This window comes from Streptomyces sp. CWNU-52B (genome assembly GCF_047444975.1).
In the GTDB taxonomy this organism is placed as follows: Bacteria; Actinomycetota; Actinomycetes; order Streptomycetales; family Streptomycetaceae; genus Streptomyces.
Map to the genome: position 1 here is coordinate 265,482 of NZ_JBLFJV010000011.1, position 22,087 is coordinate 287,568.

Genomic DNA, 22,087 nt, shown 5'->3' on the forward strand with positions numbered 1-22,087 from the left:
CCGGAAGCGCGCGCGAGATGCCGCTGTGTCCGTGAGGGCGTCGGCTCGGGGCCGGGATGGTCCGCCGCACTGTTCATCCAGCGGCTTCGCAAGGGAAACGACCACGTCGGACCGCCGATCGCCCCGCCGCGAGCCCATCGAAAAGCCGCCGCTCCGCGCATTGTTTTCAAAGCGAACATTCCGGGCGTCGGTCTGAATCGCTTGAAAATGGCCATGCCGGGCATACCTGCGCACGATTGCGGGAACCGTTGATCCTCGGAAACGCAGGATCCGATTTCCGCCACGTTTTCTTCTCGTGAAGGGTAATCCGTGTCTTCTCCCCGAATCGCAGTCACCCATCGCTCCGGCGAGGGAACACCTCCCGCGCCCCTGTCGCTGGCGCAGGAGCGGCTGTGGGTCATGGCGCGCATGGACGGAGACGCCAGCGCCGCCTACAACGAGCCGATGCCCTTCGACATCCGGGGGGAGCTGGACCGGGACCTGCTCATCCGGTCGCTGCGGCTGCTCTCGGTCCGCCACGAGGGCCTGCGCACCCGGCTGGTGCCCTCCGGCGGGTCGGCGCTCCAGGTCGTCGATCCGCCGGAGACCGGGTTCCCGGTGGTCTTCGAGGATCTGACGGGACTGCCGGACGCGGCCGAGCGGTTCACGCGGATACGGCGGGAGGTGGAAGGCACCCCGTTCCGGCTGGGCGAGGAGTCCATGGCGCGCGGCTGCCTGGTGGCACTTGAACCGGACCACCACGTACTGATCCTGACGGCCCATCACATCGTGTTCGACGGCTGGTCCCGTTCCCTGCTGCTGCGAGAGCTGGGCCAGGTGTACACCGCGCTCCAGCAGGGTCAGGACGCGGCGCTGCCGGAACTGACCTGGCAGTACAGCGACTACACCCGCTGGCAGTGGGACTGGATGTCGGGGGAGGAGCCCGCCGAGCACGCCGACTACTGGGCCGCCGCGCTCGCCGACGCCCCGGCCGTGCTCTCCCTGCCCACCGACCGGCCTCGCCCGCCCGAACAGGACTTCCGCGGCGACCGGCTGCCCGTGACCGTGGACGAGGACCTGACGCAGGCTCTGCGCGACCTCGCCGCGGACCACGACGTCTCCCTGTACGCGACCGTTCTGACCGGCTGGTCGGTGCTGTTGTCCTTGCTCTCCGGGCAGGACGACATCGTTGTCGGCGCCCCCACGTCGAACCGCCGCCGCGGGGACGTCGAGGGTCTGATCGGGTTCTTCGTCAACACCCTCGCCCTGCGCGCGGACCTGTCCGGCTCCCGCAGCGTCGGTGACGCCCTGAAGCAGGTGAACCAGCGGATCCGCGAGGCCCTCAAACACGTCGATCTGCCCTTCGAGCGGGTCGTGGAAGTGGTCAACCCGCCACGAAGCCCTGCCTGCACGGCACTGTTCCAGACCATGTTCGCCTGGGTCCCCTCCATGCGGAGGGAGCTCGAACTCCCGCACCTGAAGGTCGCGTTGCGCGAGGACGCCGCCCATGTCCCCGCGAAGTTCGACCTGGTCCTTGCCCTGGCCGACGAGGGCGGTCGGCTCACCGGGGAGATCGACTACGCGGTGGCGCTCTTCGACCGGGCGACGGTCGAGCGGTACGTACGCCAGTTCCTCCGCGTGCTGCGGCTGATGACCGAACGCCCCGAGGCCGAGATCGCCGACCTGACGCTGCTGGACGAGGACGAGCAGCGGGAAATCCTCGCCACCTTCAGCGAGGGGCCCAGCGCGGGCCGGCCGGGCGACCCGGCACCGGCGGGCCTGCTGGAGCGGTTCGCGGCGCAGGTGCGCGCACGGCCGCGGCAGCCGGCGGTGGTGGCCGACGACGTGGCACTGGACTACGCGACCTTGGACCGCCGGGCCAACCGGCTCGCCGACGCGCTGATCGCCCGCGGCGCCGGGCCCGACCGTGTGGTGGGCCTGCACGCCGGGCGTACGGCCGACCTCGTCGTCGGTGTGCTCGGCATCCTCAAGGCCGGCGCCGCCTACCTGCCCTTCGACCCAGGACAGCCCGCGGAACGGCTCACCGCCATGGTGAGCGACGCCGCACCGGTCCTCGTACTGACCGACCGGGCGGACACCGAGGGCGAGGACCGGCAGCTGTGGGAGAACCTGGCGAAGGTCGAGGCCGAGGGGACGCGCGAGGCGGCACCGGCCGTCGACGCGGACCCCGCCCGGCTCGCCTACGTCATCTACACCTCGGGATCGACCGGCCGCCCCAAGGGCGTGGCGGTGACGCACGGCAGCGTCGTCAATCTCTTCGACCACTGGCGCGAACTCATGACAGACGCCCCCGGTGAGGCGTCGTCGGCCTGGTCGAGCATCGGCTTCGACGCGTCGGTGCACGAACTCCTCATGCCGCTGACCACCGGGGCGGTGCTCCACCTCGTTCCCGACGAACTCCGTGGCGACCCCGGGGCGCTGATGGGCTGGCTGCGCGAACACGAGGTCACCCAGGCGTTCCTGCCGCCGTCCTACGTCCTGTGGATCGGCGAGGACCCGGTCACGCGACTGGCCGGGCTGAGTCTGCGTCACCTCCTCACCGGAGTGGAGTCCCTGCCCGAGAGCACCCTGCACCGCATGCGGGAACTGCTGCCGGGCCTGCGCATCTGCTTCGGCTACGGCCCGACCGAGGCGACGCTCTACTCCACCGCCTACACCGACCCGCAGCCGTACGAGCGGTCGTGCCCCATCGGACGGCCCCTGCGCGGCACCCGTCTGTACCTGCTCGACGACCGCATGCGCCCGGTGCCGGTGGGGATGCCGGGTGAGGTGTACGTCGGCGGAGCGAGCCTGGCCCGCGGCTATCTGAACCGGCCCGACCTCACCGACGAGCTGTTCGTGCCCGACCCGTTCGTGCCCGGCGAACGCGTCTACCGCACCGGAGACCTGGCGCGCTGGCTGCCGGACGGCAACGCCGAGTACGTCGGCCGCCGCGACGACCAGCTCAAGCTGCGCGGCTTCCGTATCGAACCCGGCGAGGTCGAGGCGGCGCTGCTTGCGGTGCCCGGTGTGCGGGAGGCGGTGGTGCTGGCCGACCGCGACACGCCGGGCGGCCCCCACCTGGTCGCCGGCGTGGGATGCGACGCCGGAGCCACCCGGACCGCCTACGAGTGGCGCGCGGCCCTCCAGGACCGGCTCCCGGACTACATGATCCCCGTCGTGGTGGCCGAGTTCCCGCGGCTGCCGCTGAACCGCAGCGGCAAGGTGGACCGGACGGAAGTGCTGCGCGCCACGGCGGGAGCCCGCTCGGGTCAGGTCAACACGGCCGCGCCCCGCGACCACGTCGAGATGGAGTTGTACCGGATCTGGCGGCAGGTACTGCTCCACCCGGACGTCGGAATCGGCGACAACTTCTTCGAGCTCGGCGGCACGTCGATCTCGGCGATCAAGATGGCGTCCGCCGTCCAGGAACGGCTCGGCGTGACGCTGCCGGTCCGGGACGTCATGCTGCACCCGACCATCGAGGCGCTCGCCGAACGGGTCCGCGGCAACGGAGCCGACGCAGCGCGGTCCGCGGAACTCAGCAGCCTGGTGGAGTTCCGCGCCGGTGCGGGCCGTCGGCGCGTGGTGTGCGTGCATCCCGCGGGCGGCACCGCGTTCTGCTATCTGCCGCTGTCCACGGCACTGCCCGACGACGTCGGCGTGGTGGGACTCCAGGCGCCCGGGATCAACCCCGGCGAAGCCGTCCTGCCCGGGGTCGAGGCGATGGCCCAGGAGTATCTGCGGCTGGTCGCGCCCCGCCCGGACGAGGCACTGGTGCTGTGCGGGCTCTCCTACGGCGGTCTGATCGCGTACGAGATGGGCCGCCTGCTGGTGGCGGCCGGACACGAGAGGGTGAGCGTGGTCCTGCTCGACACCCATGGCGCGCAGGACGGAGAGCGGCGCGCCGCGACGGCGCCGGTCGGCATGGCGGAGTTCCGGGAGAAGCTGGTGCGCTTCAACGGCATGTACCCGGGCATCGACGACGACCAGGTGGCCCGCTACCTGACCGTCTACAACCATCATCGCGAGACGGGGCTCGACTACGTCGTACCCGAATCGCCGGCCCGTGTCGTGCTGATGCAGGCGACAGCCGTCGAGGACGAGGACGGCGACGGCGCCGGTGCGGCCGCCCGGCTGCGCGCGTTCTGGCAGCGCCGCGTGCGGGGCCGCTTCCTGGTCGAGCCGGTGGCCTGTGGGCACTGGGACATGTTGGAGAGCGACGAACTGCCACGCGTCGCGGCCGTCCTCGCCGCCGAACTGGACGGCCTGACGACCGGTCCGGCCGGTACCGGCCCGGTCGCTGCCGGGACGGCACACACGTCACTTTCCGGTACGTCGGAGGCACGATGAAACCGCGCGTCGAAACCTTCCCCGCCGACCCGGCCGGGGACCTGGGCGCACCCGACGGGCTCGCCCAGGAGATCCACCGCCAGGCCCTGCGCTCACCCCGGGCGGAGGCGGTCGCCGACGGCGACGTACGGCTGGACTACGCGACCCTGAACGCGGCGGCGGCCGCCGTGGCCCAGGCACTGGACCGCCGGGGCGTGACCGCCGGGCAGGCCGTGGCGGTCGCGCTGCCGCGCTCGTGGCGGCTGGTCTGCGTGATGCTGGGCATCCTGCGGCTGGGCGCAAAAGTGGTGCCGCTCGACACCCAGAGCCCCGCCGAACGCCGCCTCTTCATCCTGCGGGACTCCGGCGCGGCCGCCCTGGTCCACGCCGGACCCGAGAGCGTCACCGGGCTCCCGCAGGACATGAAGCCGCTCGCCGTGGACACCCTGCTGCCCGGACTCCCGGACGCCGGGACCACCGTGCAGGAGCCGCCCGCCGCGGGCGAGGTGTCCTTCCTGTTCTACACCTCGGGAACGACCGGCCGGCCCAAGGGCGTCGAGGTCCGCGACGCCGGAGTCCTGCGGCTGGCACGCCCCGGCTACATCCGCGTCGAGCCGGGTCTGCGCTACTCCTGGCTGGCGAACCCGGCGTTCGACGCGCTGAGCTTCGAGGTGTGGGTGCCCCTGCTGACCGGTGGCTGCTGCGTGGTGCTGGGCGACCGGGACGCGCAGACCCCCGAGCGGCTCGCCGAGGCCCTGCGGCGCGAGCGGGTGGACACCGTCTTCATCACCACCGCGCTGTTCAACGCGGTGGCCACGGCCGTGCCCGACTGCTTCGCCGCGGCCGGCCAGGTCCTGGTGGGCGGTGAGCAGCTCAACTCCCGGGTGATGCGCCGCTGGTACCGGGACAACGCCGACAGCGACACCCGGCTGTTCAACATCTACGGGCCGACGGAGTCCAGCACCTTCGCCCTGTGCCATCCGATCCCGCGGGACTTCGACGGCGACGTGGTGCCGATCGGCCGGCCCCTGCCGCAGACCGGCGCCGTCCTGGTCGTGCCGGACCAGGAGAGGACCGCCGCGCCCGGCGAGGTCGCCGAACTCCTGCTGAGCGGCGCCGGACTCGCGGCCGGGTACCGCAACCTGCCCGAGGAGACCGAGCGGCGCTTCGTGCGGCTCGCCTGGCTCGACGGCGGCGAGGTGCGCCACTACCGCACCGGTGACCTCGTACGGGCCGACGCGCAGGGCCGGGTGGAGTACGTCGGGCGAACCGACCGCCAGGTCAAGGTCCGTGGCTTCCGGATCGAGCCCGGCGAGGTGGAACGGCGCGTCCTCGCCCACCCGGCGGTCCGGCGGGCCCACGTGTGCACACGCCGCGCGGACCAGGAGGGGCCGAACGAACTGCTGGCGTTCGTCGTCCTGCGACAGGAGCTGTCCTACGAGGAGTTCGACGGCTACCTCGCGGCCCACCTGCCCGCGTACATGCGCCCGCACCAGATCCATCTCGTGGAGGAGCTGCCGCTCAACGTCAACGGCAAGGTCGACCAGGCCGCGCTGCTGCGGCGGGCCGACCGGCCCTGGCGCCCGGCCGCCTCCGACGGGCCGGCCGCGACGCGGACGGAGCGCGAGGTGATCGAGCTGGCCGAGGAGATCCTGGCCACCACCGGCCTCGGGCTCGGTGACCGGTGGATCGCCAGTGGCGGCGACTCGTTGAAGGCGCTGCGGTTCTGCTTCGCCGTCCGGCAGCGGTGGGGCCGCGACCTGGCCCAGGCGGACGTCCTCCACGCAGACCTGGCCACCATCGCTCGGGCCGTCACCACGGCCGGCCCCGGCGGGGACAGTGCCTGCCCGGCACCGGTGGCCGCGGGCGCGCGCTCGGCACCGGCCACCAGTGAGCAGCAGCGGCTGTGGCTGCTGCAGCGCCGCACACCGGGCTCCCTGGCGTACTCCGTCAACCAGGCCTTCCGCGTGGACGGACCCGTGGACACCGCCGCGCTCCGGCGGGCGCTGCGGACCCTGGTGGCACGCCACGCGGCACTGCGGACGGGCTTCGACCTCGGGCCGCAGGGCCTGCGGCAGACGGTGGGCGAACCGTACGACCCCTGGCACGAGCCCGGCACCCAGCGGGCGGGGGAGCGCGGAGGGGACGAGGAGGAAGCGCACGCCCACGCCGACGCCTTCTTCGCCGAGCCCTTCGACCTCGCCGTCCCCCGTATGCTCCGGGCCTGCTGGCTGCCCCGTGACGGCGGCGGAACACTTCTGCTGCACCTGCACCACATCGCCGTCGACGGCTGGTCGCTGAGCATTCTGCTGCGGGACCTGTCCGCCGCCTACGCCGAGACCACCACCACCGAGACCGGCGCCGATGCCGACACCGAGACCGACGCCGAAACCGGCCGGAACCCGGCGCAGGTTCCGACCCCGCTGGACTTCGCCGCCTGGCAGAGCGACTGGTTCGAGAGCGCGCCCTACCGGACACAGCGCGACGAACTCCTCGCGTACTACCGGGAACTGGAGGAGCCCCAGGAACCGCTGCCCGTACAGGACGCGGATCCGGCACCGCGGGCACGACTGCTGCACACCTCGCTCGACGTCGTACGCCGCGCCCAGGTGGACCAGCTCTGCGCCGAGTTCGGGCTGACCCGCTTCCAGGTGCTGCTGAGCGTGTTCTCCTGGAGCCTGTACGGCGTGAGCGGCCTGGTCCGCCCGCGCATCGCCGCCCCGGTCGCCAACCGCCCGGTACGCGAGTTCGAGGACAGCGTGGGCATGCTGGCGAACACCGTGCTGCTGCCCGTGACCGTCGTGCCGGGGGAGGACCTGCGCGCGCACCTCGCCCGTACGAAGACCGGCACGGGGCAGGTGCTGCGCCGCCAGGACGTGGCGCTCGCGGACGTCCTCACCGGCTGGCAGGCCGTCGGCGACGGCACCCCGTTCGATCTCCTGTTCGTCCTGGAGAACACCGACTTCGGCGGGCTGCGGCTGCCCGGCTGCGTCCAGCGCCCCCTGTGGTGGGCCGCGCCGGAGGCCAAGTGCCCGATGACGGTCTCCGTGGTCGAGCATCCCGACGGACTCGACCTGCTGTGGGAGTACGCCGAGGACCGGTTCACCGGCGAGGCCGTCGAGGCGATGGCCGAGCTGTTCCGGCGGGGCGTGGACGCGCTCGCGGCCGGCGGCCGCTCCACCGCTCGGGAACTGGTCGCGCCCTACCGGCGGTCCCTGCCGGAGTACGGGCGCGGGCCCGTCCCGGAACCGGGCTTCACCACGATCGCCGAGGGCTTCGCACGGCAGGTCGCCCGCACCCCGGACGCCCCCGCGGTGCTCACCGCGGACGGGAGCGCCCTGAGCTACGCGGCGCTCGACGCCCGCGCCGCGGCCCTCGCCACGGAACTGGCCGACCGCTACCCGGTCCCGGCCGACGGCAGCCCCTGCCGGGCGGCCCTGTACCTGGACCCGTCCGCCGAGCACGTGGTGGCCCTGCTGGCACTGGCGCGGCTCAACGTCACCGCCGTCCCCCTCGACCCCGCCTACCCCGTCGAGGCGCTGCGCCGCGTCCTGGAACGGGTCGATCCGCTGTGCGTCCTGGTCACGCCCGACCGCGAACCGGCCCTGGACACCCTGCTCCCGGACGGCGTCGTACGCCACCTCGTCACCCCGGCGGACCGCGCGCCGCAGACCGGCGACGGCGCGAGCGCTCCGTACGACGGGCGCACGCACGCCGGCACCCGCCCCCTCTACACCCTGTTCACCTCCGGCTCCACCGGTGTCCCCAAGGGTGTCCAGATCTTCGACCGCACGCTGTGCGACCTGATCCGGTGGCAGTCAGGACCCGGCGGCCTGACCGCCCCGGCGGCCACCCAGCAGTTCTCGATGCTGGCGTTCGACGTGTCGTTCCAGGAGATCTTCGGGACGCTGTGCACCGGCGGCAGCCTCCAGCTCGTACGCCCCGAGTGGCGCCAGGACGCCCCCGCGCTCCTGGCGCGGCTGGAGTCCGCAGGGACCGAGCGGATCTTCATGCCCTACGTGGCCCTGCAACTGCTCGCCGAGTACGGGGTGGCTCTGGGCAGGTTCCCCTCCCGGCTGCGCGAGGTGGTCACCGCGGGCGAGCAACTGGTGTGCACCGACACCGTCCGCCGCTGGTTCGCGGGACTGCCCGGCGCCCGCCTGTTCAACCACTACGGGCCGACCGAGACACACGTGGTCAGCGCCCTGTGCCTGGACGGCGACCCGGCGCGGTGGCCCGAACGGCCCGCCATCGGACGCCCGGTGGCCGGCGCCGACCTGCGCGTGGTGGACGCCCAGGGCGACCCGGTTCCGGACCGGTGCACCGGTGAGCTGCTGATCGGCGGCACCATGACCACCCGCTGCTACCTCGACGAACCCGCCCTCGACGACACCCGCTTCGTCGAGGTGCCCGGTGCGGGCCTGTTCTACCGCAGCGGCGACCGGGCGTGGTTCGACCAGGAGGGACTGCTGCACTACGCGGGCCGCGACGACCAGCAGATCAAACTGAGCGGACACCGGCTGGAACTCGGCTCCGTCGAAGCCGCCCTGCTACGCCACCCGGCGGTGGCCAACGCCGTCGTCGCGCGGGACGGCGACCGGCTGACGGCCTGCCTGGAGATCCGTGGCGGATCCCCGTCCGCCGACGACCTGGCCGCGCACCTGTCCGCCCTGCTGCCCTCCTACGTCCGCGTGGACCGCTTCCGCAGCCTGCGGACGCTGCCGCGCACCCCCAGCGGCAAGCTGGACCGGCAGGCGGCGCTTCGGGCACCGGGCGAGGAGCTGCGCCGTTCGGCCGTCGCCCGCACCGGTCTCTCGGCCGAGGAGGAACAGCTCACCGCCGCCTTCGAGGAGGTCACCGGGGCGGTGATCGGACCGGACCAGACCTTCTTCGAGGCGGGTGCCTCCAGCCTCGCGCTCATGCGCTTCCATCTGCGCTGCACCACGACACTCGGGCTGCGCTTCGGCGTCGCGGACCTGTTCGAGCACGTCACCGTCCGCTCCCTGGCCCGCCACCTCGACGCCGGCCGGCTCCCCGGCCCCCGGACACCCGCCGCACCGGCCAGGAAGGACGAGGGGACCCCGGCCCCCGGCGAGCCGATCGCGGTCGTCGGCATGGCGGTACGGGTGCCCGGCGCCCCCGACCTGGCGGCCTTCTGGGACCTGGTGGTCTCCGGCGGCACCGGAATCCGCCCCGTCGACGCCCCGGACGGCGTCATCGGCGTCCACAGCACGCTCGACGGGATGCTCGACTTCGACCCGGGCCACTTCGGCATCAGCCCCCAGGAAGCGCGCCTGATGGACCCTCAGCAGCGGCATCTGCTGATGGCCTGCGTGCAGGCACTGGCCCACGCCGGAGTCGCCGACACGTCGGCCGTGCGGGTGGGCATGGTGGCCGGTGCCGGGGAGAACACCTACTTCCAGTCCCTGCTGCGCGAGGCGGACCCCGACCGGCTGCCCGACGGCTTCCAGCTGGCCCTGCACCACGAGAAGGACTTCCTGGCCACCAAGGTGGCCTACCACCTCGGGCTGACCGGCCCCGCCTTCAGCGCCCAGACGGCGTGCTCCAGCTCCCTGGTCGCCGTGCACCTCGCGGCCGGCCTGCTCCGGCAGGGCGACGCCGACGTGATGCTCGTCGGGGGAGTGCTCGTCGATCCCGGGCTGACCGGCGGCTACCGCTACCGCCCGCAGCACATCTTCTCCGCGGACGGTGACTGCCGGCCCTTCAGCGACGACGCGACCGGGACGGTCGGCGCGAGCGGCGTCGGCGTCGTGGTCCTCAAACCACTGCGGCAGGCACGGCGCGACGGCGACACCGTCTACGCGCTCGTCACCGGCTCCGCGGTCAACAACGACGGCGCGGCGAAGATGAGTTACACCGCGCCGTCCCTGGCCGGGCAGCGCGAGGTGATCAGGACCGCCCTGGACCGCGCCGGACGCACGGGTGCCGACCTCGGCTACGTGGAAGGCCATGGAACCGGTACCCGGCTCGGCGACCCGATCGAAGTGGCCGCGCTCCGCCAGGCGTTCGACGTGAGCGAGTCCGGTCGCTGCGCGCTCAGCTCGGTCAAGAGCCAGCTGGGCCACCTGGGAGCGGCCGCCGGTGTGGTGGGCCTCGTGCGCGCCGTCCTCGCCGTACACCACGGGAGCATCCCGCCCAACATCAACTTCCGTGCCCTCAACCCGGAGATCGGCCCCGACCCCACCCCCTTCCACGTCCCGTCCAGGGCCACGCCCTGGCCCCAGGGACGCGACCGGGTGGCCGCGGTGAGCAGCTTCGGGATCGGCGGCACCAACGCCCATGTCATCGTGGAACAGGACACCGCGGCCGCCCCCGCCGCGACCGGCACGGTACCGAAGTGCCTGGTGCTGTCCGCCTCCGGCGCGGACGCCCTGGCCGCCGACGCCGCCCGGATCGCCGACTACCTCCGGCTGCGGCCCGAGCGCTACGACTCCGTGCTGCGCCATCTGCAGACCGGACGCCCCGCCCGCCGGCTGCGGACCGCGGCAGCCCTCGATGACGCCGACGCCGCCACGCGCTGGCTGCGCGCCGTGGCCGCGGGAGAGGTCCCCTACGGCACCGCCGACCCGGACGCCGCGCCGGTCGCCGCCGTGGGCCGCACGGCCCACGACATCGCCGCCGACTGGACCGCCGGACGACCCGTCGACTGGCAGCGGGCCCCCGCCCCGGCACCCTGGGACTTCCCGCCCCCGTCCTTCGCGCTCGCCGCGTACGACTTCGACCGTACGGTCAAGGCCCCGGCCCCGGCCGCGGAACCCCTGCGGCTGCCCCGGGCCGACTGGCTGCACCAGCCGCACTGGGTCCGGCTGCGCCGCGCCACCGCGGAGGGCACCGCCGCGGACGCCGTCGCACCGGCCGACCGCGCGTCCGCCGTGGTCGTCGTGGCCTCCGGGAGCACGCCGCAGGCGGCGTTCGCGCCGTTCCGGGCCATGGCGTCACGGGTGGTACGGGTGCACCCGGCCGGCGCCTTCGCCCGCAGAGGACCCGACACCTTCGACGCCGACCCGGCCGACCCGGCGTCCCTGCGCCTGCTGCTCGACGCGCTGTCCGGGGGCGGCACCGACGGCGCCGTGGACCTGGCCGACGTGGAGTGGGTGCACGCGCTGCCCCTGGACGTGACGGGGCCGGTCGGTCCCGAGACGCTGGAACACGCCCGCCACGCCTGCCTGGACACCACGGCGGCACTGGCCCAGGCACTGGCCGGACGGTCCGGCTCCCCGCGCGTGTGGTGGCTGTCCCACGGCGCCAGGCCCGTGACCGGGACGGTGGACAGGCCCGAACTGGCGCTCCTGGCCGGGCCGGTCGAGGTCGCCCCCCAGGAGGGCGCCCTGGACGGCCACTGGCTGGACCTCCCCGACGGCGACCTCACCCGCTGGGCCGGACACGTCGCCTCGGTCGCCGCCGGGACGCGCCGGGCCGGGCGTACCGGCGGCCCGGCTCTGCCCCGCCAGGTCGCGCTGCGGCAGGGCCACTGGTGGCGACCGGGCACCACACCCGTACCGGCGCCGGCCGGCCCGGAGCCCCTCCTGCCGTCCGGTGAGGACACGGTCCACCTGATACTCGGCGGCACGGGTGGCATCGGCCGCGCCATCGCCGCCTGGCTGCTGGAGCACACCGGCGGCCGGGTCCTGCTGCTGTCGAGGAATCCCCGGCTGCCCGCGGAACTGACCCGCTGGGCCGACCGGGTCGGCCTCGTCCCGGCGGATCTGGCAGCCATGTCCGTGCGCGAGGTCGCGGCGGCCGTCGCCGGGCACACACCGCGCCTCGACGGTGTGATCCACGCGGCCGGCCTCGGGTTCGGGTCGCTGCTGGTACGACGCGACGCCACCGCGATGCGCGACGCCGCCACGGCCCGGGAGAGGGGCGCGCTCGTCGTGGAGCACCTGATCGGGACCTACCGGCCGCAGATCGCGGTGTACTGCTCCTCGATGTCCGCCCTGCTCGGCGGCGTCGGCCAGAGCGACTACGCGGCCGGCGCGAGCCTCCTCGACGGCTTCGCCCACCACCGAGCCACCGAGACGGAGACGACCCACCGGATCGGCATCGACTGGGACATCTGGCGCGAGACCGGGATGGCGACCCGGGTCCTGGCCGCGGACAGCCGCCATCAGGCCCACCTGGCGGTCGGTCTGACGGTCGAGGAGGGCCAGGCGGTCTTCGCCCACGCCCTGGCCCTGGGACTGCCCCAGCTCCTCGTCTCCACCACCGGCATCGAGGACTCCCGCGCCTTCTACGCCCCCTCGGCCGCCGCTGCCCCGACCGCCGACCGGGCCGCCGCCGACCGCGCGGAACCGTCCACCCCGCGGCCCGGTCCCACGCACCGCACGGACGACGCGGCCGGTTCCCCGGACCCGGGCAGCGCCGGGGAACGGGCGGCCGCGACGGCCCGCGTGATCCAGGACCTGCTGGGCGTGGACCGACTGGACCCGGACGACTCCCTGTACGACCTCGGCGCCGACTCGCTGACCCTGATCAGCCTGATCGCGCAGATCGAGGACGACCACGGAGTCGAACTCGACCTGGGCGCCTTCAGCCACCGGGTCGGCCTCACCGAGATCCTCAAACACATCGAGGCGGCCCTCGGTTCCGCCGAGCCCACCGCCGGAGCGGCAGACGACACGGCTTCCCGGGTCGTCCTCGACGTGTGGCAGGAGGGCACGGGCCCGGCCGTCCTGTGCCTGGTGCACCCCGTGGGCGGAGACATCCAGGCCTACCGGTCCCTGGTGGCGGCCCTCGGGCCCGCGCCGACCGTGTGCCTCATCGCCGACCCGGCACTGCGCGACGCGAAGACCCCCGCGTGGTCGCTGACCGAACGTGCCCGGCACTACGACACGCAACTCCGTGACCGCTTCGGCGGCTCCGCGTACCGCCTCCACCTGGCCGGGTGGTCCTACGGCGCCCGGGTGGCCATGGAGATGGCCGCCCTGGCGGAGGCGGCCGGGCAGCCGCCGGAGGCGCTCCACCTGCTGGACCCGCCGCCGCCGGAGGCGGACGCGCTGGTCGCCGCCTACGACGAGACCCACCTGGAGAAGGTGTTCGCCGCCGAACTCGGCACCGGCGCCTCGTCGCTGTCGACGGAACACGCGCAGGCGTACGCCGAACGGCTGGCCCGCTGCTGCCGGGCGAACCTGCGCAGCCTGGGCGAGCACCGGGTGCGGCCGCTCGCCCTCACCCCCACGTTCCTGTGGCTGGCCGAACAGCCCACGGCGGGGATGCCCGCGCCCGGCGACCCCCAGGACACGGACCGGCAGTGGAGTGCCTGCCTGCCCCCCTCCGCCGTACGGAGGTCCCTGCCCACCGACCACTACGGCATCGTGGCGGCACCCCATGTGCACACGGTGGCCGAGACCATCACAGCCACGCTGACGGCCCCGGAGCACACCCGTGGCGCCGTACCGCTCGACCGAGGCCTGTAACCCCACCCCCCTCTGGAGGACGTCATGGAGTCATACGAACGCGAAGCACTGGAAGCGGTGACGACGCGCCCCGTGCACCCCTACCGCACGCTCACGGTCGAACGGATCACCCCCGTGCTGGGCGCGGAGGTCTCAGGTGTCGACCTGTCGACGCAGATCCCGGCGGAGCAACTGGACGAGATACGCACCGCGTTCCGCGACCACCACGTCCTCGTCTTCCGCGACCAGACGATCAGCGTCGAGGACCACACGCGGTTCGCCGCCGCCTTCGGTGAGCTGCGGCCCGTCAACCCGCCGCCGCCCGAGGGAAATCCGTACATCCTGGAGATCCGTACGACGTCGGCCGCGGCGGACGTGGCGGGCAACGGCTGGCACGCCGACGGCACCGCCGACGCCGAACCGTCGCTGGGGTCGATGCTCTACATCACCGAGATCCCCGAGCCGGGCTGCGGCGGCGACACCCTCTTCGCCAACATGCACCTGGCCTACGACATGCTCTCGCCGGCCATGCGCTCCCTGCTGGACCCGCTCACCGCCGTGCACGACGGTGCCCAGGCCCTCGCGGGGTACACCCCGCCCGCGGACTACGTGATCCCCAAGAGCGAGCACCCGCTCGTCGCCCGGCACCCCGAGACCGACCGCAAGCTGCTCTACGTCAACAAGGCCTACACCAGCCGCATCCCGCAGCTCTCCGCCCAGGAGAGCCAGGCCCTGCTCGACCTGCTCTTCGACACCGTCGCCCGCAGGCCGATCCTGCACTGCCGCGTCCGCTGGACCCCCGGCACCCTCGTCTTCTGGGACAACCGGTGCGTCCAGCACCACGCGACCTACGACTACTACCCCTACGCCCGCTACGGCCAGCGCGTCGCGATCAACGGCGGCCCCGTCAAGGGCTGACCGCGCCACCGCGGGAGGCGTCGCGCACGGACCACGGGGGCCCGTGTACGACGCCTCACCGGTCACAGGCCCGCAGCCGTGACTCAGGGCTGCGTGCCGTCCCCGGACTGCTTGACGGCCTTCAGCACCACGAACTTCGCGTCGCTCGCCACCAGTTCGCTGTTGCCGAAGAGGCGCCGCAGCTTCACGTGGTAGCCGAGGTGACGGTTGCCGACCACCCACAGCTCGCCGCCCGGCCGCAGCGCGCGACGCGCCCCGCTGAACATCCGCCACGCGGTGGCGTCGGTCGTCGCCTGGTGCGAGTGGAAGGGCGGATTGCTCAGCACCAGGTCGACGCTCGCGTCCGGGACACCGTTCAGGCCGTCGTCGACGCGGAACTCCGCCTTGCCGTACTCCGCCGCGCCCTGGTCCGCCGAGCCGTCGGTGTTCACCCGGTACGTCGCCTCCGCCGAGGCCACCGCCTGGTACGACTCGTCCACGAACAGCACCTCGGCCGCCGGATGCGCGAGCGCCACCGCGGTGCCGACCACGCCGTTTCCGCAGCCCAGGTCCACGACGCGGCCCGCGTCGTGCCCGTACGGCAGATGCTGGAGGAAGAACCGGGTGCCGATGTCCAGGCGCTCGGCGCAGAAGACACCTGCCTCGTTGACGACGGTGCGGCCGGAGACGGGGCCGACGCCGTCCGGCAGGGTGTAGCTGTGCGGCCAGGGGTTGGCCGACCTCACGAGCCCCGGGTTGGGCGTGCAGAAGACGAGCCGGGCCTTCTTCTCGGCCAGCGACGTCCGGGTCGGTCCCAGGATCCGCTCGAACAGCTTGAGCGTCGAGGTGTGGATCTCCTTGACCATCCCCGTGCCGACGACGACCGTCCCCTCGTGCACGGAGGGCGCCAGACGCTGCAGCTGGTCCTCCAGGAGCGCGAGGCTCTTGGGTACGCGCACCAGCAGCACGTCGACCCGCTCGGGCACCGTGTCCCGGGTGGTGAGAAGACGTACGGATCCCTGGTCGGAGCCGTTGCGCGCCAGGTTCGCCCGGGTCGCCTCCCGGGTGAGGAACGAGTCGGTGATCTGCACCGGCCCGTGCTCCCGGAGGGCCGTGGTGAGGGCGCCCCAGCGGTCCCCGACCACGACGACCGTGCCGTCGAGCGCCTGGCCGCTGTCCGCGAGATGCTTCAGCAGGTACTCGTCGGAGGCATCCCACGCACGGAGCTGGTCACGGGAGTCCTCGGGGAAGCGCGCCAGCATCAGCTCGGCCGAGGGGGTCGTCATACGGTCGGTCATTGGGTCCAGGCTAACTGAGGCGCAGATCAGGGACTCCCGGCGCCCACGTCGGCGCGAGCACCCGGGGTGCGGGCGCACCGCGCGGGCGAGCCGCGCGAGGATGGTGGCATGGACGCCGAACTGTTTCCCAGGAGCCGGACACAGGTCGCGCCGGGAGCCGTGCACCTGCCGGACTGGCTGCCGCCCGAGCGCCAGAACGGCCTCCTGGCGGCCTGCCGCGACTGGGCCCGCCCGCCCGCGGGGCTGCGCACGGTCCGTACGCCCGGCGGCGGCACGATGACCTCCCGGCAGGTCTGCCTCGGCCGGCACTGGTATCCGTACGGGTACGCGACCACGGCCGTCGACGGGGACGGGGCACCCGTGAAGGAGTTCCCCGCCTGGCTGGGGGAGCTGGGGCGGCGCGCGGTACGGGACGCCTTCGGAGGGGAGGCCGGGGAGGCTCCGGCAGGAACACCCGCGTACGACGTCGCGTCGGCCTACGACATCGCGCTGGTCAACTTCTACGACGCCGACGCCCGGATGGGTATGCACCGCGACAGCGACGAGAAGTCGGACGCCCCGGTGGTGTCGCTGAGCCTCGGTGACACCTGCGTCTTCCGGTTCGGCAACACCGGGTCGAGGGGGCGCCCGTACACGGACGTGGAACTGCGCAGCGGCGACCTGTTCGTGTTCGGCGGCGCGTCCCGGCTCGCGTACCACGGCGTGCCGCGCGTCCACGCGGGCACGGCGCCGCCCGAGTTGGGACTGACCGGCCGTCTGAACATCACGCTGCGGGTGAGCGGCCTCCCGGACGTCTGACCGGTCACGGGGCGACCGGATCATGGGAGACTCGCCCTCATGAGCGGCGAAGCGGCCCCCGGAGCGGTGGGAGAAGGAAGCCCGAGGACACGGCTGGACCGGGGGCGGGGTGCGCTCGGGCCCGCGCTGGAACTCGTGCACACCGGGCGCGCGCCGACCCGGGCCGTGCTCACCGCGGAGCTCGGCGTCACCCGCGCCACGGCGGGCGCGGTCGCCGCGGAGCTGGAGGCGCTCGGCCTGATCCGCGTCGACGCCCGCCCGGGTGCCGCCGCCGGCTCGCAGGGCCGCCCCTCGCACCGCCTGGAGGTCGCCGAGGACGGCCCCGTCGCCCTGGCCGCCCAGGTGCACGCCGACGGCTTCCGCGCCGCCCTGGTCGGCCTCGGGGGCCGGATCGTGGCGACCGCCCCCGGTTGCGAGACCGTGGACGCCGACCCGGCGAAGGTGCTCGGCTCGGTCGTCGAGGCGGGCGCCGAACTGCTCCGGGAGACCGGGCGCCGCTGTGTGGGCGCCGGGGTCGCCGTGCCGTCGGCCGTCGCCGAACCCGAGGGCACCGCGCTCAACCCGCTCCATCTGGCCTGGCCGGCCGGCGCGCCCGTGCGGGAGATCTTCGCGGAGTGCGTCCGCGCGGCCGGGATCACCGGTCCGGCGTTCGCCGCCAACGACGTCAACCTCGCCGCGCTCGCCGAGCACCGGCACGGTGCGGGCCGGGGCGCCCGCGATCTGCTGTGCGTGGCGACCGGGCACCGGGGCGTCGGCGGCGCGCTGGTGCTCGACGGGCGTCTGCACACAGGCAGTTCGGGCCTCGCGCTCGAAGTCGGCCACCTCACGGTCAGCCCGGAGGGCCGCCCCTGCCACTGCGGCAGCCGGGGCTGCCTGGACGTCGAGGCGGACCCCCTGGCGTTCCTCACGGCGGCCGGCCGCGACCCCGGCCCCGAGGTGTCGCTGCTCCAGCAGGCCAACGAGCTGATCCGCGACCGGTACGCCGACCCGACCGTGCGCACCGCCGTCGAGGCACTGATCGACCGGCTGGGCCTGGGCCTCGCGGGGCTGGTCAACATCCTCAACCCGGACCGCATCATCCTCGGCGGCCTGCACCGCAGCCTCCTCGACGCCGACCCGGAGAGGCTGCGGGCGGTCGTGGCCGACCGCAGCCTGTGGGGACAGAGCGGGGGAGTCCCCATCCTGGCCTGCACGCTGGACCACAACAGCCTGGTGGGGGCGGCCGAGCTGGCGTGGCAGCCGGTCCTCGACGACCCGATCACGGCCCTGGCCCGCGCCTGATCCCCGCACCCGCTCCCGTCCTTCCTGTCCTTCCCGTCCTTCGGTCGTGGCCGGGGAGCAGCTGAAGCGCGCGTTCCTACTCCCGGGGAGGTACGCGCGCTGCCGCTGGCCGTACGACGACCCGGACCCCCTCGCGGCGCGAGTCTCGAAGCATCACCGGAACATCCGAGGAGATGACTTCAGATGCAGACCCTGGCGAACTGGGACGGCGGGCCCGGCCCGTGGATCCTTCTCTTCCCGCTGATCTGGGCCGCCGTCGTGGTCGGTGCCGTGGCCGTGCTGCGCCGCACGGTGTGGCACGGCCGCCGTGGCCCCTGGCGCGGCCCGCAGCGCACCCGCCCGTCCGGCGACTCGCCGATCGCGGTGCTCGGCCGGCGCTTCGCCTCCGGCGAGATCGACGAGGACGAGTACTGGCGCCGGCTGTCCGTCCTGGACGAGCAGTTCGGCGGCCCGGACGTGGACGAGCGCTTCGGGCGTACGGGCAAGGGCGGTGCGGCATGAACACCGCGACCGCCACGCGGACCACGCGGACCGCGGCGCGCGTCGCCGAGGCCGTGAAGGTGTACGGCGACGGCGACACCGCCGTCCGCGCCCTGGACGGAGTGAGCATCACCTTCCCGGCCGGACGCTTCACCGCGATCATGGGGCCCTCGGGTTCCGGCAAGTCCACCCTGATGCACTGCGCGGCGGGCCTGGACACCCTCACCTCGGGCGCCGCCTTCATCGGCGACATCGAGCTGAGCACCCTCGACGACCGCCGCCTCACCCTGCTGCGGCGCGACCGGGTCGGATTCGTCTTCCAGGCCTTCAACCTGGTGCCGACCCTGACCGTCGCGGAGAACATCACCCTGCCCATGGACCTCTGGGGACGCAGGGGCGACCGCTCCTCGCGCGAGTGGACCGACGCCCTCGTGGACATCGTCGGCCTGCGCGACCGGCTGCACCACCGGCCGGCCGAGCTCTCCGGAGGTCAGCAGCAACGCGTCGCCGTGGCACGGGCGTTCGCCGCCCGGCCCGAGGTCGTCTTCGCCGACGAACCCACCGGCAACCTCGACTCGCGCTCCGGCGAGGAGGTCCTGAACCTGCTGGGCCGGGCCGTGCACCAGATGGACCGCACCGTCGTCATGGTCACCCACGACCCGGTCGCCGCCGCACACGCCGACGAGGTCGTCTTCCTCGCCGACGGGCGTCTCGTGGACCGCATGGAGTCCCCGACGGCCGACCGGGTCCTGGACCGGCTGAAGGCCTTCGACAGCAAGGGGGCCCCGTCGTGAACGCCACGGCACGGATCAGTGTCTCCTCCCTGCGGGCCCACAAGCGGCGCTTCGCGGGGACCTTCCTGGCGGTCCTGCTCGGTGTCGCCTTCCTGGCGGGCACGCTCGTCATGGGCGACACCCTGCGGGCCAGCTTCGACACCATGTTCGGCAACGCCACGAGCGGCACCGACGCCGTGGTCCGCAGCGCCGACACCATCACCACACCGGGCGAGAGCCAGGGCGTGCGGCAGCCCGTCGACACCGATCTGGTGGCGGCCGTCGAGAAGACCCCGGGTGTGGCCGCGGCCGCGCCCGACATCCAGGGCGCGGGCCAGCTGGTCGGCGCGAACGGTGACCCCGTCGGCGGCCAGGGCCCGCCCACCCTCGCGGGCAACTGGATCGACGACCCCGAGCTCAACGCCTACCGGCTGGCCGAGGGCCGCGCCCCGGCGAAGTCCGGCGAGGTCGTCGTCAACCGGGGCGCGGCCGAGAAGGGCGACCTGCGGATCGGCGACACGACGATCCTGCGGACGCCCGACCCGGTCGAGGTGACGATCGTGGGTCTGGCGACCTTCGGCGGCGCGGACGGCATGGCGCAGGTCACCTTCACCGGCATGACCCGCTCCGACGCCGAGAAGTACCTGACCGCCAGGCCCGGCGAGGCCGCGAGCATCCTGGTGCGGGCCGGGCCCGGCACCGGTCAGCGGGAACTCGTCGACGCCCTGACTCCCGTACTGCCCGAGGGGATCGAGGCGATCACCGGCCAGGAGCTGGCCGAGGAGAACACCGACGCGATCTCCGGTCAGTTCCTGACGCTCTTCACCACCTTCCTGCTGGTGTTCTCCGGTGTGGCACTGCTGGTCGCGACCTTCTCCATCCACAACACCTTCGCGATCGTCGTCGCCCAACGCACCCGCGAGAACGCCCTGTTGCGCGCCATCGGCGCCTCCCGCCGCCAGGTCGCCGCGTCGACCCTCATGGAGGCGAGCGTGGTCGCCGTGGCCGCCTCCGCGGCCGGTCTCGCGGGCGGCATCGGTATCGCCGCGGGGCTGCAGGCGCTGTTCCCGGCGATCGGATTCCCGTTCCCCGAGGGCGACCTGGTCGTCAGCGTGCTCTCCATGGTCCTGCCGCTGGTGGTCGGCGTCGTGGTCTGCCTGGGCTCCGCGCTGCTGCCCGCCGTACGCGCCGGGCGCACCGCACCCCTGGCGGCGCTCCGGGAGACGTCCGTCGACCGCTCCGGGGCCTCCCGGACCCGCGCGGCCGTGGGCGGTGGACTCGTGGCACTGGCGATCGCCCTCACCCTGACCGGCGTCGTCGTCAGCCCGTCCCTGTGGCTCGCGGGCGCGGGCGCGTTCCTGGCACTCGTGGCCTTCGTGGTGCTCGGCCCGGTCGCCTCCACCACCGCCGTACGGGTCCTGGGGAGCCCGCTGGACCGGTTGCGCGGTGTCACCGGCCGACTGGCCAGGCGCAACGCCCTGCGCAGCCCCAAGCGCACGGCGGCCACCGCCAGTGCCCTGATGATCGGCGTCGCCGTCGTCTCGCTGTTCACGGTCTTCGGCGCCTCGCTGAAGGCCACCATGGACCAGACGGTGTCCCGGTCCTTCGCCGGCGACGTCGTGGTGAGCACGCCGTCGTTCGGCGCGGGCGGCAGCGGACTGAGCCCCGCGCTCGCCGGTGCCGTCGCCGAACGGCCCGAGGTCGACACGGCGGTCGGACTCGGCCGGGGGGTGGCCGAAGTCGACGGCAGGGGAAGGGCGTTGACGGTCACGGACCCGGTCGCCCTGCAACGCACCTTCGACCTGGGCGACGTACGGGGCTCGATGAGCGGCCTCGGCGCGGACGGCATCGCCGTCACCGAGGACGAGGCGGACAAGCAAGGCCTCAGGACGGGCGACACCACCCGGCTCGCCTTCACCGACGGCAAGCAGGAGACCTTCACCGTCCGCGCGGTCTACGACCGCTCGGAACTCGCCGGCGACTACGTCATCACCCGCGAGGCCTGGGCCCCGCACCGCACCCAGGACTCCGACACGGTCGTCGCCGTGAGTTTCCGGGACGGCGTGGGCGCGGCCGAGGGCAAGGCGGCGGTCGAGAAGGTCGCGGCGGCGTACGGCGATCCCGAGGTGCAGACCTGTGACGAGTACGCGCGGTCCGCGGCCGGAGCCATCGACATGATGCTCACCCTGGTCTACGCGCTGCTCGCGCTCGCGGTGCTCATCGCGCTGCTCGGCATCGCCAACACGCTGACCCTCGCGGTCCACGAACGCACCCGCGAACTGGGCCTGCTGAGGGCCGTCGGGCAGTCCAGGGCGCAGCTGCGCGCCATGGTCCGCTGGGAGTCGGTGCTGGTGGCCGCGTTCGGCACGGTGGGCGGACTGGTGCTCGGCGGGTTCCTCGGCTGGGTGCTCGTCGCGGCGTCCGACGGGGCGTCGAGCAGCGACTTCGCCTTCGCGGTGCCGCCGGGCCGGCTCCTCGTGGTCGCCGCGGTGGGCCTGGCGGCGGGAGCCTTCGCGGGCTGGCGCCCGGCCCGGCGTGCCTCCCGGCTCGACGTGCTGCGGGCGATCGCCACGGAGTGAACACCCTCAGGCGCCGGGCGGACCGGGACACCCGGACCGTCCGACGTTCGAGGACCGTGGATCCCTGCCCGGGGGCCCCGCCCGTGGGTCCCCGCCCCTGGGGACTCCGCTCCCAGACCCCGGCATCGGCCTGAACGGCCTCGTCCTCGAACGCCGGACGGACCGGGGTGCCGGCCCCGGCCGGCGCCATTCCTTCAGCCCGCCAGGCGTTCGCGGACCGGGGGTTCGGGGGGCGGAGCCCCCGAGGCCGGGAC

At 73.7% G+C, this 22,087-nt stretch carries 9 protein-coding genes; 8 read left to right on the top strand and 1 reads right to left on the bottom strand.

What is annotated here, in order from left to right; translation table 11 throughout:
• Positions 1 to 309 precede the first annotated feature (309 nt).
• The 3 genes from ACLVWQ_RS14305 to ACLVWQ_RS14315 are packed head-to-tail and all read left to right on the top strand — an operon-like array spanning position 310 to position 14,645.
• Positions 310 to 4,332, top strand: a complete 4,023-nt coding sequence (locus tag ACLVWQ_RS14305) for a non-ribosomal peptide synthetase (RefSeq protein WP_414108947.1) — start codon at positions 310 to 312, stop codon at positions 4,330 to 4,332.
• On the top strand, positions 4,329 to 13,748 hold the full coding sequence (locus ACLVWQ_RS14310) for an amino acid adenylation domain-containing protein (protein ID WP_414108948.1): 9,420 nt from the start codon (positions 4,329 to 4,331) through the stop codon (positions 13,746 to 13,748). The genes ACLVWQ_RS14305 and ACLVWQ_RS14310 overlap by 4 nt, the downstream gene beginning before the upstream one ends.
• Before the next feature lie 24 nt (positions 13,749 to 13,772).
• Complete coding sequence (locus ACLVWQ_RS14315) at positions 13,773 to 14,645, top strand: TauD/TfdA dioxygenase family protein (protein ID WP_414108949.1); 873 nt, start codon at positions 13,773 to 13,775, stop codon at positions 14,643 to 14,645.
• 83 nt (positions 14,646 to 14,728) lie between these two features.
• Here the strand turns inward: ACLVWQ_RS14315 and ACLVWQ_RS14320 are convergent, their stop codons facing one another.
• Positions 14,729 to 15,910, bottom strand: a complete 1,182-nt coding sequence (locus tag ACLVWQ_RS14320; protein WP_414109066.1) for a methyltransferase — start codon at positions 15,908 to 15,910, stop codon at positions 14,729 to 14,731.
• 120 nt (positions 15,911 to 16,030) lie between these two features.
• On the opposite strand from ACLVWQ_RS14320, the gene ACLVWQ_RS14325 reads away from it, so the two are divergent.
• The 5 genes from ACLVWQ_RS14325 to ACLVWQ_RS14345 all read left to right on the top strand — a co-directional run bounded on the left by ACLVWQ_RS14325 (position 16,031) and on the right by ACLVWQ_RS14345 (position 21,833).
• Complete coding sequence (locus ACLVWQ_RS14325; protein WP_414108950.1) at positions 16,031 to 16,720, top strand: alpha-ketoglutarate-dependent dioxygenase AlkB family protein; 690 nt, start codon at positions 16,031 to 16,033, stop codon at positions 16,718 to 16,720.
• A 39-nt stretch (positions 16,721 to 16,759) separates the two neighbouring features.
• Positions 16,760 to 18,001: an ROK family protein gene (locus ACLVWQ_RS14330; RefSeq protein WP_414108951.1), complete on the top strand. Its 1,242-nt coding sequence runs from the start codon at positions 16,760 to 16,762 to the stop codon at positions 17,999 to 18,001.
• 183 nt (positions 18,002 to 18,184) lie between these two features.
• Positions 18,185 to 18,502, top strand: a complete 318-nt coding sequence (locus tag ACLVWQ_RS14335) for an SHOCT domain-containing protein (protein WP_414108952.1) — start codon at positions 18,185 to 18,187, stop codon at positions 18,500 to 18,502.
• Positions 18,499 to 19,275, top strand: coding sequence for an ABC transporter ATP-binding protein (locus ACLVWQ_RS14340; protein WP_414108953.1), 777 nt, complete (start codon positions 18,499 to 18,501; stop codon positions 19,273 to 19,275). Before ACLVWQ_RS14335 ends, ACLVWQ_RS14340 begins: the two co-directional genes overlap by 4 nt.
• Entirely contained in the window at positions 19,272 to 21,833 is a 2,562-nt protein-coding gene (locus ACLVWQ_RS14345) for an FtsX-like permease family protein (protein ID WP_414108954.1), read from the top strand. The genes ACLVWQ_RS14340 and ACLVWQ_RS14345 overlap by 4 nt, the downstream gene beginning before the upstream one ends.
• Positions 21,834 to 22,087 lie beyond the last annotated feature (254 nt).

Bases quoted from the DNA above. Each gene is read 5' to 3' on its own strand.
- ACLVWQ_RS14310 (WP_414108948.1), top strand. From the start codon at position 4,329: ATGAAACCGCGCGTCGAAACCTTCCCCGCCGACCCGGCCGGGGACCTG.
- ACLVWQ_RS14315 (WP_414108949.1), top strand. From the start codon at position 13,773: ATGGAGTCATACGAACGCGAAGCACTGGAAGCGGTGACGACGCGCCCC.
- ACLVWQ_RS14320 (WP_414109066.1), bottom strand. From the start codon at position 15,910: ATGACGACCCCCTCGGCCGAGCTGATGCTGGCGCGCTTCCCCGAGGAC.
- ACLVWQ_RS14325 (WP_414108950.1), top strand. From the start codon at position 16,031: ATGGACGCCGAACTGTTTCCCAGGAGCCGGACACAGGTCGCGCCGGGA.
- ACLVWQ_RS14330 (WP_414108951.1), top strand. From the start codon at position 16,760: ATGAGCGGCGAAGCGGCCCCCGGAGCGGTGGGAGAAGGAAGCCCGAGG.
- ACLVWQ_RS14335 (WP_414108952.1), top strand. From the start codon at position 18,185: ATGCAGACCCTGGCGAACTGGGACGGCGGGCCCGGCCCGTGGATCCTT.
- ACLVWQ_RS14340 (WP_414108953.1), top strand. From the start codon at position 18,499: ATGAACACCGCGACCGCCACGCGGACCACGCGGACCGCGGCGCGCGTC.